Raw genomic sequence first — 14,949 nt, 5'->3', positions numbered from 1 at the left:
CAGTGTCGGATTACGCTTGCGCTAATCCGACCTACCGTTTATTGGCCGCGCAGGAACAGCTTGTCTAGCGCGTTGATCTCGACCTGCACCCAGGTGGGTCGGCCATGGTTGCACTGGTCGGCGCGTTCCGTGCTCTCCATCTGGCGCAGCAGGGCGTTCATCTCTTGCACCGACAAGATCCGGTTGGCGCGCACGGCTGTGTGGCAGGCCAGGGTGCCCAGCAATTCGTTCTGGCGCTCGATCAGCACGCGCGAGCCGCCGTATTCGCGCACGTCGCGCAGCACGTCGCGCGCCAGGGTTTGCGCGTCGGCGTTCTTGAGCAGGGTCGGCACGGAGCGCACGGCCAGGGTGGTGGGCGACAGGGCGGCGATGTCGAAGCCCAGCGCTTTCAAGGTGTCCTGGTTTTCATTCGCCGTCGACACTTCGATGGCGTCCGCATAGAACGTCACGGGGATCAGCAAGGATTGCACCTGCATGTCCTGGCCGGAGACCTGGGCCTGCAGCGCGTTTTTCAGCTGTTCGTACAGGATGCGCTCGTGCGCCGCGTGCATGTCGACCAGCACCAGGCCCTTGGTGTTTTGCGCCAGGATGTAGATGCCGTGCAGCTGGGCCAGGGCAAAGCCCAGCGGATATTCTTCGCGCGCCATCGCCTCGGGCGAGGCGATGTAGGGCTCCACCTGCGTGACCGGCGAGTTGGCGGCACCTGCGCCGCCGCCGAACAGGGCGCCGTAGGCCGCCGTGTCCTGGGCCACGCCTGGCGCGTCGGCAAAGAAGGGGCGGGCCGCGCCGGGCGAGGCGGGCGCGAAGGTATTCGTAAATTGCGCGCCGAACGAGGTCTGCGTCTGTTCGCGGCGCCAGATGCCGGGGCCGCCATTAGCTGAGCCGGCGTCGCCGCCGCCCAGGGTGGAGGCTGCCGGCAGCGGTGCCGGCACGCTGCCGAACGCCGTGGCCGATGTCTGCGCCAGCGCGCGCTGCACCGCGTGGAAGACGAACTGGTGCACGGAGCGGCTGTCGCGGAAGCGTACTTCGATCTTCGACGGATGCACGTTGACGTCGACCAGGGCCGGGTCGAGGTCGAGCGCCAGCACGTACGACGGGAAGCGGTCGCCATGCAGCACGTCCTGGTAGGCCATGCGCACGGCGTGCACCAGCAGCTTGTCGCGCACGAAGCGCCCGTTGACGTAAAAGAACTGGCCGTCGGCGCGCGCCTTCGACGCCGTCGGCAAGCCGGCAAAGCCGTGAATGCGCAGGCTGCCGGCCGACTCGTCCAGCGCCAGGCGCGCTTCGGCGAAGTCGTTGCCCAGGATGTGGGCGCTGCGCTTGGCCAGTTCGCTGATATTCCACTGGTCGATGGTGCGGCCGTTGTGCGACAGCGAGAACGACACGTCGGGCCGCGCCAGCGCGATGCGGCGCACGACTTCGGCGCAATGGCCGTACTCCGTCTGCTCGGATTTGAGGAATTTGCGCCGCGCGGGCGTGTTGAAATACAGATCCTGCACGTCGACCGTGGTGCCGTGCGCGCCCGACGACGGCGAGACGCTGCCGTTGTGCGAGCCGACGATTTCCCACGCATGGGCCGCATCCATCGTGCGCGAGGTCACGGTGACGGCGGCCACCGAGGCGATCGAGGCCAGTGCCTCGCCCCGGAAGCCCAGGGTGCCGACGTTTTCCAGGTCGTGCAGCGATGCGATCTTCGAGGTGGCGTGGCGCGCCAGGGCCAGCGGCAGCTGGTCTTTGTCGATGCCGCGCCCGTTGTCGGTGATCGCGATGCGTTTCACGCCCCCTTCTTCCAGCCGCACCGTGATCTGCGTGGCGCCCGAGTCGAGCGCGTTTTCCAGCAGCTCCTTGACCACGGCCGACGGCCGCTCGACCACCTCGCCGGCGGCGATTTGCGAAATCAACTGGTCAGGCAGGGCCTGGATCGGGCGGTGGGGCGTGATGGGAGCGTTCATGCCCTGATTATAACGGGTTCGCAAGGGGAGGCACTGCTGTGCTGATGCCTTAAACCCAAAACGAAGACTGGGATCGTACCCTCAGGGTACGACCCCGGAATTTGCCCTTCGGGGCGTTTTATTTTCCCACCTCCCGCACCGGTATCGGCGCATTGCACAGGTCGACGTGGCCGGCCGTGACCTTGCTCCACGGGCCGCCGCGGTGGCGCTGGGCTTCCAGCACGGCCTGGTAGGCGGCGCTGTCGGTGCGCATCACTTCCAGGTGGCTGCGCTGCTCCGGTGGCACGCTGGCGGCCAGGCGGATGGACTTGATCGGCACGTTTTTCTCGGGGCTGTCGTAAAAGCCCATGGGCGCCGTGCCGCGCGGCAGGGTGGACAGCAATGGCATGCCGGAGACGACCCGGCCGACGACCGTGATGTCGCGGTCCAGGTGGCGCGGCGACTGGCCGATGACGGCGTACAGCTCGGTGCCGCCGCCGCTGTCGCTGGCGCTGTCGCGGCCCACGCCCACGGTGGCATAGCAATGCGTGAGCCAGGCCGTGCCGGTTTTCGGATCGCGCGCGGACGGGAAGCCGTTCGAATGGCCGACCTGCGGCGCATAGCCGTCAACGTCCGGCAGGCGCGTGAAGCTCCTGATGTTTTTCAATGGCACGGTGAATTCGCCGGGCAGGGTGCGCTGGGCGTGCTGGATGGGCTTGGGATTTTTCTCGTTCGGATCGCCCCACTGCGCCACCCAGTTGTCCTGCGCGCGCGTGATGGCCAGGCCGTCGTAATACTGTTCGGCCACCAGGGCCTTGATGTTGGCCACGTGCTTCGGTGCGAAGTCGGGCGCCAGTTCGATCACCACGCGGCCGGCGGGAATGTCCAAGTACAGGGTGTTGTCCGGGTCCAGCGCACGCCAGTCGGACGGTTTCGAGGCCTTGATCACGTCGGCCAAGGTTGCCTTGGCGGGCAGTTCGGCGGGCGCCTTGATCTGGACAGGGGCCGCGTGGGCCGTCAGATGTGCAAGGCCCAGTACGGTGGCCATGGTCAGGCCGCTCAATGGGTGTCGATACATGTTTTCTCCTGGTGGGCGCGGGTTGCGCCGTGGAGAAAGTGTATACCGGAATGGCAATATTTCGCTGTAAAAACATTGCAGATGGCAATCCTGACAGTTGCCTGCCGATATGGCGTTTCCTTAACCTTTACTTAAAATGCCACATCGCCAAGGGCGCTGCCGAATTAATCACGAAATATCGGCCCGGGGACTGCCGTTGCGCTGGCCGGGTGGTGTATGATTCCGCCGCTACCTTTAGGGAAAAATATATGGATTTTGTGCAATTCCTCGACATGATCGTGCATGTCGACAAGACGCTGGGCCTCTTGATCGAGCAGTACGGTACTCTCGTGTATGCGGTGCTGTTTGCCATTATTTTTTGCGAGACAGGCCTCGTGGTACTGTTTTTCTTCCCTGGGGATACCTTATTGTTTATCGCCGGCGCGTTTTGCGCGACGGGACAGATGCACCTGGGCTTGCTGATCGCCTTGTTGGTGACGGCCGCCGTCACGGGCAACACGCTCAATTACTGGATAGGCGAGGCCATCGGGCAAAGGGTGTTTACCCACGATTACCGCTGGATCAACAAGGATGCCATGCGCCGCACGCATGAATTCTTTGAAAAGCACGGCGGCAAGACCATCATCCTGGCCCGTTTCGTGCCGGTGGTGCGCACCTTCGCCCCGTTCGTGGCCGGCATTTCCGACATGACGCATGCGCGCTTCCAGATGTACAACGTGACGGGCGCCCTGTTGTGGGTGGTCGGTCTGGTGACGGCGGGCTACTTCTTCGGCAATATTCCGTGGATCCGCGACCACCTGACCTTGATCGTGCTGATCGGTGTCGGCGCCGCGGTCGTGCCGGTGGTACTGGGCGGCTTGTGGAAACTCTACAAGCGCATGGTCGGCAAGTCGGCGTAAGGCCGCATGGATCCGGGGCAAGCGCGCTGCGGCACAGCCCGCAGCCGGCCCCGGATCCCGTTTTTCTCTCCGTTGTTTCTGTATTACGCCTGCGCTGATTCAAGTTTTGTTGCTTTCCAGCCGTAAACCAGAAGGTATTCTCACTTTCTGGATTTCCATGCGACATTTGAGCGCCCTGTTAGCTTGCAGCCTTGCCGCGATGGCGGCCATGGCAAGCGCCAAAGATGCCCCCGCTTCGGCGAGCGCGGCCGCCTCCGCGCCGATGTCGGCGTCGGCGCGCGCGGCCGCCATGAAAACCCTGACCGAATCGGTGAAGGGCAAGGAGGCCAAGGCGCCTGTCGTCGTCGCGCCCACGGCGCGCGAGAAGGAAGAAGCGGCCGAAGTCGACCTGTCCGAACGCATCGCGGCGCGCCTGGCGGAAATGCGCGCCACCCAGGCGGCCCGCGCCGCCGCCCGCGCCAAGCGCGCCGCCGTGGTGAAGGCCGCGCCGCCGCCACCGCCGCCCGTGGCGCGCGGCACGCACTGGTCGTACGAGGGGGAGAGTGGTCCGGCCAACTGGAGCAAGATCAATGTCGACTGGGCCAAGTGCGGCAATGGCAACCGCCAGTCGCCGATCGATATCCGCGATGGCATGAAGGTGGAACTCGAGCAGATCAGCTTTGACTACCATCCGTCGTCGTTCAATGTGGTCGACAACGGCCACACGGTGCAGGTGGGCGTGAGCGGCGGCAATTACATCACGGTGCAGAACCGCATGTTCGAGCTGCAGCAATTCCATTTCCACCGTCCGTCCGAAGAGCGCATCAATGGCAAGGCATTCGAAATGGTGGTGCACCTGGTGCACCGCGATGCGGAAGGCCGGCTGGCGGTGCTGGCGCTGCTGCTGGAGCGGGGCGCGCCGCAAGCGACCATCCAGACCGTGTGGAACAACCTGCCGCTGGAAAAATTCGACACCATGCAGCCGACCATTTTGCTCGACCCGGCCGAGATGCTGCCGGCGCGGCGCGACTACTACACGTATATGGGATCGCTGACTTCGCCGCCGTGCAGCGAGGGCGTGCTGTGGCTGGTGATGAAGCAGCCGGTGCAGGCGTCGCCGGCGCAGATGGCGCTGTTCAGCCGTTTGTATCCGCTCAATGCGCGCCCGGTGCAATCCGGTAATGGACGCATCATCAAGGAATCAAACTAAGAGCGCCTGAAAAAAGCCCATGGCGTTGTTGCCATGCCTCGTCGTACATGCGTACTGCCTTCGGCAAGGCGCCTAGCCCTGGACTTTTTCAGTCACTCTTACATAAATTCGAGGCGCTGGCGGCCGCTCCATTCGGCGCCGGCGGCCAGCAGGTCGGGCTGGATCAGGGCAGGCTCGATGCAGATGAAGCGCTGGTACTCGTCGTCGCCCAGGTCGGGCAGGGCGGCCGCGTCCTGCGCGCCGGGGTTCCACACGACGGCATCCGTGAAGCCCTGCTGCTCCAGGCGCAAGGTGTGGCCGCCGGACTGCAGGGTCAGGGCGCCCGGCAACTGGTAATAGATGCGGTCCAGCTTGTCCGAAAATTGCAGCTCATCTTCCGCCTGCAAGGCATCTTGCGGCGTCTCATCCGAATAGCGCACGCGCTGCAGGCCGCCAACGCGGGCCTCGCTCAATCGATCGATCGCAAAATAGCTGTGCAGGGCGGCCGAGAACGGAAACGCCTGTTCGCCCGTGTTGTGCACGGACAGGTGCAGTTCCAGCGATTGGCCTTGCACCGCCACGCGCAGGCGCAGGGTGAAGGCCCAGGGCCAGCTGGCGGCGATCGCCTCCGGCAGGTCCGTGTGCCGCAGGATGAATTGCGCCCATGCGGTGCCATCGGCGTCGCCCGTCGATTCCAGCTGCCAGGTCGCCACGCGCGCAAAGCCGTGGCGCATGCCCGTGCCGCGCGCGCCGAACTGGGGGAAGATCACGGGCACGCCGCCCCGGATGGCGCGGCTGCCGTCGAGGGCGGAATCGCGGCTGCAGAACAGGCACTCCTGGCCATCGCTGGTTTGCCACGAGACCAGGTGGCCGCCGTACAGGGTGACGGTCGCCTGCGCGCCATCGGCGGCGCGGATGGTCACGGCCGGCAGCTGGCCAAAGGTGCTGTTGCTCATGCTAGGCTTTCATGTCAGGTCAAACGGCTTTTCGCCAGCGGCGGATTCTTCGCAAAATAATTCTTGATGCCCGTGACGATGGCGTCGGCCATCTGGTCCTGGTAGCCGTTGTCGGTCAGCTTGGCTTCTTCCTCCGGATTCGAGATGAAGGCCGTCTCGATCAGGATGGACGGGATGTCCGGCGCTTTGAGCACGGCGAAGCCGGCCTGCTCGACGGAACCCTTGTGCAGGCGGTTGATGCCGCCGATTTCGCGCAGCACGGCCTTGCCCAGCTTCATGCTGTCATTGATCTGCGCCGTCGTCGACAGGTCGAGCAGCACGCTGGCCAGCTGCTTGTCGTGGTTCTTCACGTTCACGCCGCCGATCAGGTCGGCCTGGTTTTCCTTGTTGGCCAGCCAGCGCGCGGCCGTCGAGGTGGCGCCTTTCTCGGACAGCACGAAGACGGACGAGCCGCGCGCCGTCGGCTGGATGAAGGCATCGGCGTGGATCGAGACGAACAGATCGGCCTGCACCTTGCGCGCCTTTTCCACGCGCATGCCCAGCGGGACGAAGAAGTCGGCGTCGCGCGTGAGCATGACGCGCATGTTCGGCTGCAATTCCAGCTTGGTCTTGAGGCGCTTGGCGATGGCCAGCACCACGTCTTTTTCGCGGCTGCCCCGGCTGCCCATGGCGCCCGGGTCTTCGCCGCCGTGGCCCGGATCGAGCGCGATGGTAATCATGCGCACCACTTTCTGGCCCGGCAGGGGGCGCGCTTCGGGGCGCTGTTCCGGACGCAGTTCGGGCATGGGCGGCACGATCGGCGTTACCGGCGTGACGGCGGCCACGGGCGGCTTGCCGCTCTCGGGCAGCGGCAGCGCGGGCGGCGGCGTATGCGTGTCGGACATCAGGGGCTTGGCGGGGTCGCTCGACCAGTCGCCCTTTTCGATCATTTGCGCGATCAGGTCCGGCTCGCGCACGGGATACAGGTCGAAGATCAGGCGGTGGTTGTAGGAGCCGGCCGGCGGTAGGGTAAACAGCTGCGGCGTGACTTCCTCCTTCAGGTCGAATACGAGGCGCACGACATTGGGCCGGTTCTGGCCCACGCGCACCTGCTTGATGTACGGGTCGTTCGACTGGATCTTCGCCACCAGGCCCTTCAAGGTGGGATTGAGTTCCAGCCCTTCGATGTCGACCACCAGCCGTTCCGGGTCCTTGACGATGAAGTGGGTCGCCTTGAGGATGCTGTCGTTTTCCAGGGTGACGCGGGTGTAGTCCTCGGCCGGCCAGACGCGCACGGCGAGAATTTGCGCCGCCATCGCCGACATGGGCGCGAACACGGACAACAGCAGGGTGCCGCCGGCCTTGAGCACCGTGCGCCGGGTGATGGGCGAGGAGATCAAAGGTTCGGGGCGAATTTGAGACGGTGAAGGCATGACAGACCCAATTCAGAAGACGCTTGCAATTCTACATCACGTCCTGTACCCGCAACGTTCAAATAAATATTCAGGTCGGCAGGCGGCAGCACCGGTTCGGCTTTCTCCGGCCATTCGACGATGCAGATATTGCGCCCGTCGAAGTCTTCGCGAAAGCCCGCGTCGAGGAATTCCTCGGCACTGCCCATGCGGTACAGGTCGAAGTGGATGACGTTGACGCTCTGGCCGTCGAGCTGCACCGTGTACGGTTCTGACAAGGTGTAGGTGGGACTTTTGACGTGGCCCGCGTGGCCGGCCGCGTGCAGCAGGGCGCGCGTGAGGGCCGTCTTGCCGGCGCCCAGGTCGCCGTGCAGGTAGATCGCCAGGCCGGGCGCCAGCGCGCGCGCCAGCGCGGCGCCCAGCGCGGCGGTGCCGGCTTCGTCGTGGAGGTGGGCTGTGAAGTGTTCGGTCATGATCTTCCGTATCGCATAAAATGGAGGCTGCTGTCATTGTAACCGCCCGCGCGCCTGCCGTTTTCCGTAAAGTCCCCTATGTCCGCCACCACCACCGATCTCGCCGTCCTGGCGCGCACCATCAAGGAATGGGGGCGCGAGCTGGGTTTTGCCGAGGTGCGCATCGCCGACGTGGACCTGTCGCACATGGAAGCACCGTTGCAGGCCTGGCTCGATGCAGGGTATCACGGCGAAATGGATTACATGGCCAGCCACGGCATGAAGCGCGCGCGCCCGGCCGAACTGGTGCCGGGCACGGTGCGCGCCATCAGCGCGCGCATGAACTACCTGCCGCCGGCGCTGGGCCCCGACTGGCGCGCACACGAGGCGGTGCGCGACGCCGACCCCGCGGCGGCCGTGATCTCCGTGTATGCGCGGGGCCGCGACTATCACAAGGTGATGCGCTCGCGCCTGCAGCAGCTGGCCGACCGCATCAAGGGCGAGATCGGCGACTTCGGCTACCGCGTCTTCAGCGATTCGGCGCCCGTGATGGAAGTCGAGCTGGCGCAAAAGGGCGGCCTGGGCTGGCGCGGCAAGCACACCTTGCTGATCAACCGACAGGGCGGTTCCTTCTTTTTCCTCGGCGAGATCCTCATCGACGTGCCGCTGCCCGTCGACCCGCCGGAGACCCCGCGCTGCGGCCAGTGCTCGGCGTGCATCACGGTGTGCCCGACGCAAGCCATCCTGGGGCCGTACCAGCTTGACGCGCGCCGCTGTATCTCCTACCTGACGATTGAGCTGAAGGGCGCGATTCCCGTCGAGATGCGTCCCCTGATCGGCAACAAGGTGTACGGCTGCGACGATTGCCAGACCGTCTGCCCGTGGAACAAGTTCGCCCAGCGCGCCGTCGTGCCCGACTTCGACGAGCGCCACAGCCTGGGCAGCGCCGGCATGGTGGAACTGTTCGCCTGGACGGAAGAGGAATTCAACCGCCGCATGGAAGGCAGCGCGATCCGCCGCATCGGCCACGAACGCTGGCTGCGCAACCTGGCCGTCGGCATGGGCAACGCGGCCGCCAAGGCACGGGGCCAGGCCGACATCGTCGCGGCCCTGCTGTCGCGCCGCGCGCATCCGTCTGCCATCGTGCGCGAACACGTCGAATGGGCACTGGCCTTGCACGGCATCGCCTAGCGTTTTTTAAACCTGCTTCAGGCGCAGCGCCGACCACTCGCTGTCGATGGCGATCATCGCCACGCTGTCGAGACCTGTTGCCTGCGCATACAGGCGAATATCGTCGCGGTGGATATCGCTGCCCGCCTTGATGCCACCCTTGCGGTACGCCACCCAGACCGCGCCGCCCGGCGCCAGCCGCGCCTGCGCCGCCGGCAGGAACTGCTCCAGTTCCGCGCGGCTGCGCGCGAACAGCAGTAGCCAGTCGGCGTTCTCTCCTTCGCTCACCCGCCGTTCGGCCGGCAACTGCGCCAGCAGGGCGGCATGCTCGCCGCCGTCATTGAGCACGGCCAGGGCTCTGGCATTTTTCACAACCATTTTTTCAGCAACGGTTTTGTCGGGCATGGCATTCACGCGTGGAGGGAGAAAAGACGAGCATAACAAATTTCTCCTTGACTTATCGATATATCGTTATAAAATAGCGATACCTACTAACGATATATCTTTAAAGAGAAAACATGAGAAACTCACACCACGCAGAACACGGCCATTGCGGCCAGCATCACCATCACCATCAAGGCGGGCATCGCCACGAACACCGTCACGAATACTTCATGCACGGCCGCGGCCCGCGCGGCTTCGACGAGCGCGGCGACGGCATGGGCCATGGCGGCCCCGGTGGCCGGGGCGGGCGCGGCGAACGGGCCGAGCGCGTCTTCGGCCGCGGCGATCTGCCGCTGATCGTGCTGGCGCTGATCGAAATCAGCCCCCGTCACGGCTACGAAATCATCAAGGCCATCGAAGAGCGTTGCGGCGGCGCGTATGCCCCCAGCCCCGGGGCCGTGTATCCGACCTTGACCTTGCTGGAAGAGCAGGATCATGTGACGTCCTCCGAAAGCGCCAGCGGCAAGAAGCTCTACACGATCACGGAGCTGGGGCGCGCCTATCTCGACGAGAATCGCGCCCAGGTGGACGGCATCCTGGCCCGCCTCGACATGTTTGCCCGCGTCCAGGCGCGCAACGCCTTGCCCGAGCGCGTGCGCCAGGCCATGCACACCCTCAAGCATGCGCTGTTGCTGAACAAGACTAACTGGAGCGAAGCGGAAGCCGAACGCGTGTCCGCCGTGCTGGAACAGGCGGCGAACGCCATCGTCGACGGCCACTGAGCCCACTTTACAAGGATACGCAATGACTACTGCCTCAACTGCAATCCCACGCCCGCACGCCATCGAACGCGTGCGGCATGACTTGAAACTGCGCGTGCTCACCGTCGTGCGTACCGAACAGCTGACGCCGCACATGCGCCGCATCACACTGGCGGGCGACGACCTGGACGGCTTTGTCTCGCCCGCGCACGACGACCACGTGAAACTGTTCTTCCCCGCCCCGGGTCAGACCACGCCCGTGTTCCCCGTGCTGGGCAATGGCGCCAATCCCATCGAGTATGCGGAAGGGCCGCGCCCCATCGCCCGCAATTACACGCCGCGCCGCTACGACGCCGAACGGCGCGAGCTGGAAATCGACTTCGTGCTGCATGGCGACGGGCCTGCATCGTTGTGGGCGGCGCAAGCGGCGCCCGGCCAGACCCTGGGCGTGGGCGGGCCGCGCGGCTCCATGCTGGTGCCGCTCGACTTCGACTGGTATGTGCTGGTGGGCGACCAGACGGCCTTGCCGGCCATCGCCCGCCGCCTGGAGCAGCTGCCGGCTACGGCGCGGGCCATCGCCGTGATCGAGATCGTCGAAGACGGCGAGCAGATCGCGCTCGAGTGCGCGGCGCAGCTGGACGTGCGCTGGGTGGCACGCAATGGCCGCCAGGGTCCGCTGCTGCTCGACGCCTTGCGCCAGATCGCGCTGCCGTCAGAGGGAGACGGCTACGTGTGGGTGGCGTGCGAGCACGCGCAGGTGCAGGGCTTGCGCGGGCATTTTATCGACGCCGGGGTGCCGAAGCAGCATCTGCATGTGGCCAGTTACTGGAAGCATGGGGCGGCGGAGCACCATGAGCATCACGATGCTTGATGGTGGTAGTGGTGGTGGTGTCGGGTTACGCGCTTTGCGCTAACCCGACCTACGCCGACCTGCGTTGCAATATACGGCGTAATCCAACGTTACCGCCATTACTTCAACAACCCCGCCAGCTCCACCGCCGTCTTGACCTGCATCTTGTCGAAGATATGCGCGCGGTGGACTTCCACGGTGCGCATGCTGATGCCCAGCTTGTCGGCCACCACCTTGTTCATCTTGCCCGCCAAAATCAGGTCCAGCACTTCGCGTTCGCGCGTCGACAGGGTGGCCAGGCGCGCGTGCACGGCGGCCAGTTCGCCCGCCTGGCGCGAGTTGGCCAGGCCCTGCTGCACGCGGTCCATCAGGTCGTTGTCGTTGAACGGCTTTTCAAAGAAATCGAAGGCCCCCCGTTTCAGGCTGTCGACGGCCATCGGCACGTCGCCGTGGCCGGTGAGGAAAATCACGGGCAGGCGCGCCGTCAGGTCGCGCTTGACCAGCTGGTCGAACAGGGCGATGCCGTTCATGTCGGGCATGCGCACGTCGAGCAGCACGCAGTCGCCGGCGGCGTCGAAGCCGCCGTCGAGGCTATCGAGAAATTGCTGGGCGCTGGCGTAGCTGCGCGCCTCGATGCTGCGCGAGGCGGCCAGCCAGGAGAGGGAGTCGCGCACGACTTCTTCGTCGTCGATGATGTGTAGCATGGTGTCTCCGGCTTGTCGGTTATTCGTTATGCGTTATTGCCTGGTGCGGCGCGCGGCGCGGCCGGCACGCTGAAGGTAAAGATGGTACCGCCAGCGGGGTTGGCGCCGAAGGTCAGCGCGCCGCCGTGAAATTCGATGGCGGTGCGGCAGATGTTCAAGCCCATGCCCATGCCTTCGGACTTGGTCGAGAAAAACGGCGAAAACAGCCGCTCGGCCACGTCCACCGGGATGCCGTGGCCATGGTCGATCACGTCCACCGTCACCATGCCTTGCTGCGCGTCGTGGCTGGCCCGCAGACGCATGATACGCCGTCCGGGCGCCGCATCCTGCATGGCCTCGATGGCGTTGCGCGTCAGGTTCAGCAGCACTTGCTCGATCATCACGGGGTCGGCGCGCAGCAGCGGCAGGTCCGGCGGCAGCTCTTCCTGGATGGTGACATAGTATTTGCGCGCCTGCAGGTCGATCAGCGCGCGGATGCCGTCGATCAGGGTGCGCAGGGCGATATCCTGGCGCTGCGGTTCGCTCTTGCGCACGAAATCGTGCACGCTGCGGATGATCTGGCCGGCCCGCTGCGCCTGCGCGCTGGCCTGTTCCAGCGCCGGCTTCAGGGTGCCCGGATCGACGGGGGCGTCATGCTCGATGGCGCGCCGGATCAAATTCAAGGCCCCTGTCGTGTAGCTGGAAATGGCCGCCAGCGGCTGGTTCAGTTCATGCGCCAGCATCGACGCCAGCTCGCCCATGGTGGCCAGGCGCGAGCTCGTTTGCAGCTTTTCCTGCTGCTGGCGATTGAGTTCCTCGACGCGCTTGCGGTCCGAGATGTCGAGCACGGAACCCATCCAGCCCGTCTGCTGGCCATTCTTGTCCACCAGCGGCGCTTCGAAGATCAGCACGGGCACGCGCGTGCCGTCCGGGCGCTGGAAATAGGTTTCGAACTGCGGCGTGGGATTGCCGGCCAGGGCCTTGACGAAGCGCTGCTGGTATTCCTCCAGCGCCTCCGGCACCCAGTAGGGCATGGGCGGCAAACGGCCCAGGATTTCCTCGGGCGGATAGCCGACGATCTGGCAAAACGCCGGATTCACGTAGGTGACGCGGCCTTCCAGGTCGCGCGCGCGCATGCCCGTCACCAAAGAATTTTCCATCGCCGTGCGGAACAGCATCTGCTGGCGCAGCGCGCCTTCGGCCACCAGGCGGCGCGAGATGTGGCGCCACAGGGCCAGCAAGCTCCATAATAAACCCAGCGACAGGGCGATGACGGAGCCGACCAGCAGATTGGGCAGCAGCTTGGGCTGGCTTTTCACGCTGTCGGTAAACAGGGTGATGGTGGCGCCGGGCACGTCGAGCGCGCGCTTGTGCGTGTACACGCCGTGGCCGGGACCGGCGGCGGCGCGCCGCGCCAGCACCTTGTCGTCGCGGTCAATCAGCGAAATCTGGTTATCCTGCGCAAACCACCACGGCACCATTTCATCGAGCAGGCTGCTGATCTGATAGGTGGCCACCAGGCTGCCGACATAGCGCTGACCATCGAACAGGGGCTGGTGGTAATCCATCAGCATGGCGCCCGGCGGCGCATCGGGAAAGCCCGTCTGCTGCGAAGGCTGGGCGTATTGGCCCCGGTGCAGGCGGCGCGCATTGTCGGCCGCCGTCAGCGAGGCCGGCGCAAACGCCAGGGCGTGCGGCAGATTGTTGTCGCTGGTGGCCAGCACGTTGCCGTTGGTATCGAGCCACAGCACGCGCTGCAATTCGCGGCCATTGCGCAGCATCTGCTGCAGCCTTTCGTGCACTTTTTCCGCCGACAGGGAGCCGCTGGCGATGTCCACGCCCAGGTTGAACAGGCTTTCCTCGTTGCGCGCCAGCTGGAAGCGGATGGTCTGCTCCACCCACAGCGTATCGGCGATCAGCTGCTCCTGGCGCTCGTTGCTTTCCATCTGGCGTGCCTGCCAGGGTAGCCAGAACAGGATGGAGAGGAACAGCAGCAGCAGGATGACGGGCAGCAGCCAGCGCATCGGACTCGATAGCTTGAAGCGGCGCGCAAGGGTGGGGGGAGTCGGCATGGCTGGCAGGGTAGCGGCTTATCGGGAACCGGCTATTGTGGTTAACCACAATAGCCGAGGCAGTTTCTTTGGCACAATATTCAAGTAGACAAATAATAAAGTTTTTCTAAACACCATTCAGGAGACAAAAATGCAGATGAAAACCATGTTCGTCGCGCTGTGCGCGGCCATCGGCGCCACCGCCGGCGTCCACGCTTACGCGCAAGCCCCCATCGTCATCAAGTTCAGCCACGTCGTGGCCACGGACACGCCGAAAGGCCAGGCCGCCGAGCGCTTCAAGCAGCTGGCCGAAAAAGCCACGAATGGCAAGGTCAAGGTCGAACTGTACCCGAACAGCCAGCTGTACAAGGACAAGGAAGAACTCGAAGCGCTGCAGCTGGGCGCCGTGCAGATGCTGGCGCCATCGCTGGCCAAGTTCGGCCCGCTGGGCGTGAAGGAATTCGAAGCGTTCGACCTGCCCTACATCTTCCCCACCAAGACGGCGTTGTACAACGTCACCGAAGGCGAAATCGGCAAGAGCCTGCTGAAAAAGCTCGAGCCCAAGGGTATCACGGGCCTGGCCTACTGGGACAATGGCTTCAAGGTGATGTCGGCCAACAAGCCGCTGCATACCCCGGCCGACTTCAAGGGCCTGAAAATGCGCATCCAGTCGTCGAAGGTGCTTGACGCGCAAATGCGCGCGCTGGGCGCCAACCCGCAGGTGCTGGCCTTCTCGGAAGTGTATCAGGCGCTGCAGACGGGCGTGGTCGACGGCACGGAAAATCCGCCATCGAATATGTACACGCAAAAGATGCATGAAGTGCAAAAGCACGTGACCGTGTCGAACCACGGCTACCTGGGCTATGCCGTCATCGTCAACAAGAAATTCTGGGATGGCTTGCCGCCTGATATCCGCACGCAGCTGGAAAAAGCCATGCGCGAGGCGACCACGTTTGAAAAAGCCATCGCCCAGCGCGACAACGACCAGGCCCTCGACGCCATCAAGAAAGCGGGCAAGACGCAGATCTATACGCTGACGGTGCAGGAACAGGCCGAATGGCGCAAGGCGCTGGCACCCGTGCAGAAGGCCATGGAAGGGCGCATCGGCAAGGATCTGATCTCGGCCATCAACAAGGAAAGCGCGAAGTAAGCAGCGCTGGCCGCGCCGCCTGGCG

The 14,949-nt window shown here is 64.7% G+C and carries 14 protein-coding genes; 6 read left to right on the top strand and 8 right to left on the bottom strand.

All coding sequences use genetic code 11. The annotated features are described in order from the left end of the window. Positions 1–38: 38 nt before the first annotated feature. Positions 39–1,952, bottom strand: coding sequence for a DNA mismatch repair endonuclease MutL (mutL, locus tag AC1Q6X_RS17930; RefSeq protein ID WP_492497970.1), 1,914 nt, complete (start codon positions 1,950–1,952; stop codon positions 39–41). A 118-nt stretch (positions 1,953–2,070) separates the two neighbouring features. Continuing rightward, positions 2,071–3,009, bottom strand: coding sequence for a peptidylprolyl isomerase (locus AC1Q6X_RS17925; protein WP_492497969.1), 939 nt, complete (start codon positions 3,007–3,009; stop codon positions 2,071–2,073). 248 nt (positions 3,010–3,257) lie between these two features. On the opposite strand from AC1Q6X_RS17925, the gene AC1Q6X_RS17920 reads away from it, so the two are divergent. Together AC1Q6X_RS17920 and AC1Q6X_RS17915 are read left to right on the top strand one after the other, a co-directional pair. Continuing rightward, the gene (locus AC1Q6X_RS17920) at positions 3,258–3,908 is read left to right on the top strand and encodes a VTT domain-containing protein (RefSeq protein WP_070223029.1); all 651 of its coding nucleotides are present in this window, start codon (positions 3,258–3,260) and stop codon (positions 3,906–3,908) included. A gap of 208 nt (positions 3,909–4,116) precedes the next feature. Then, positions 4,117–5,097 (top strand): carbonic anhydrase, encoded by a 981-nt coding sequence (locus AC1Q6X_RS17915; RefSeq protein WP_492497968.1) that lies wholly within the window; start codon positions 4,117–4,119, stop codon positions 5,095–5,097. A gap of 98 nt (positions 5,098–5,195) precedes the next feature. On the opposite strand, the gene AC1Q6X_RS17910 is transcribed toward AC1Q6X_RS17915, so the two are convergent. Genes AC1Q6X_RS17910 through tsaE form a run of 3 tightly spaced genes read right to left on the bottom strand, consistent with a single transcriptional unit; the run spans position 5,196 to position 7,896 of the window. After that, positions 5,196–6,032, bottom strand: a complete 837-nt coding sequence (locus AC1Q6X_RS17910) for a D-hexose-6-phosphate mutarotase (RefSeq protein ID WP_492497967.1) — start codon at positions 6,030–6,032, stop codon at positions 5,196–5,198. Positions 6,033–6,046: 14 nt separating this feature from the next. Then, complete coding sequence (locus AC1Q6X_RS17905; RefSeq protein WP_230502192.1) at positions 6,047–7,444, bottom strand: N-acetylmuramoyl-L-alanine amidase; 1,398 nt, start codon at positions 7,442–7,444, stop codon at positions 6,047–6,049. Then, positions 7,408–7,896: a tRNA (adenosine(37)-N6)-threonylcarbamoyltransferase complex ATPase subunit type 1 TsaE gene (gene tsaE, locus AC1Q6X_RS17900; protein ID WP_070223037.1), complete on the bottom strand. Its 489-nt coding sequence runs from the start codon at positions 7,894–7,896 to the stop codon at positions 7,408–7,410. The genes AC1Q6X_RS17905 and tsaE overlap by 37 nt, the downstream gene beginning before the upstream one ends. A 78-nt stretch (positions 7,897–7,974) precedes the next feature. Between tsaE and queG the strand changes: the two genes are divergently transcribed. Continuing rightward, entirely contained in the window at positions 7,975–9,066 is a 1,092-nt protein-coding gene (gene queG / locus AC1Q6X_RS17895; RefSeq protein ID WP_230502193.1) for a tRNA epoxyqueuosine(34) reductase QueG, read from the top strand. A gap of 6 nt (positions 9,067–9,072) precedes the next feature. Here queG and AC1Q6X_RS17890 read toward each other — a convergent pair whose 3' ends face one another. Continuing rightward, positions 9,073–9,417 (bottom strand): DUF3052 family protein, encoded by a 345-nt coding sequence (locus tag AC1Q6X_RS17890; protein ID WP_230502195.1) that lies wholly within the window; start codon positions 9,415–9,417, stop codon positions 9,073–9,075. Between the two features lie 242 nt (positions 9,418–9,659). Between AC1Q6X_RS17890 and AC1Q6X_RS17885 the strand changes: the two genes are divergently transcribed. Both AC1Q6X_RS17885 and AC1Q6X_RS17880 read left to right on the top strand, forming a co-directional pair. Then, a complete protein-coding gene (locus AC1Q6X_RS17885; protein ID WP_230502199.1) occupies positions 9,660–10,211 on the top strand; it encodes a PadR family transcriptional regulator in 552 nt (183 codons plus the stop codon). Between the two features lie 22 nt (positions 10,212–10,233). Next, complete coding sequence (locus tag AC1Q6X_RS17880) at positions 10,234–11,061, top strand: siderophore-interacting protein (RefSeq protein WP_230502201.1); 828 nt, start codon at positions 10,234–10,236, stop codon at positions 11,059–11,061. Positions 11,062–11,159: 98 nt separating this feature from the next. On the opposite strand, the gene AC1Q6X_RS17875 is transcribed toward AC1Q6X_RS17880, so the two are convergent. Both AC1Q6X_RS17875 and AC1Q6X_RS17870 read right to left on the bottom strand, forming a co-directional pair. After that, positions 11,160–11,744, bottom strand: a complete 585-nt coding sequence (locus AC1Q6X_RS17875; RefSeq protein WP_070287725.1) for a response regulator transcription factor — start codon at positions 11,742–11,744, stop codon at positions 11,160–11,162. 26 nt (positions 11,745–11,770) lie between these two features. Next, the gene (locus tag AC1Q6X_RS17870) at positions 11,771–13,795 is read right to left on the bottom strand and encodes a sensor histidine kinase (protein WP_230502203.1); all 2,025 of its coding nucleotides are present in this window, start codon (positions 13,793–13,795) and stop codon (positions 11,771–11,773) included. A gap of 136 nt (positions 13,796–13,931) precedes the next feature. Here AC1Q6X_RS17870 and AC1Q6X_RS17865 point away from each other — a divergent pair, with 136 nt between their 5' ends. Beyond that, positions 13,932–14,924, top strand: coding sequence for a TRAP transporter substrate-binding protein (locus tag AC1Q6X_RS17865; RefSeq protein WP_430886703.1), 993 nt, complete (start codon positions 13,932–13,934; stop codon positions 14,922–14,924). The last annotated feature ends 25 nt before the right edge of the window (positions 14,925–14,949 follow it).

The sequence above is a fragment of the Janthinobacterium sp. GW823-FHT06H09 genome, from assembly GCF_058794735.1.
The sequence above is the reverse complement of the archived record's forward strand: the minus strand, read 5'-3'. Positions and strand labels throughout refer to the sequence as shown.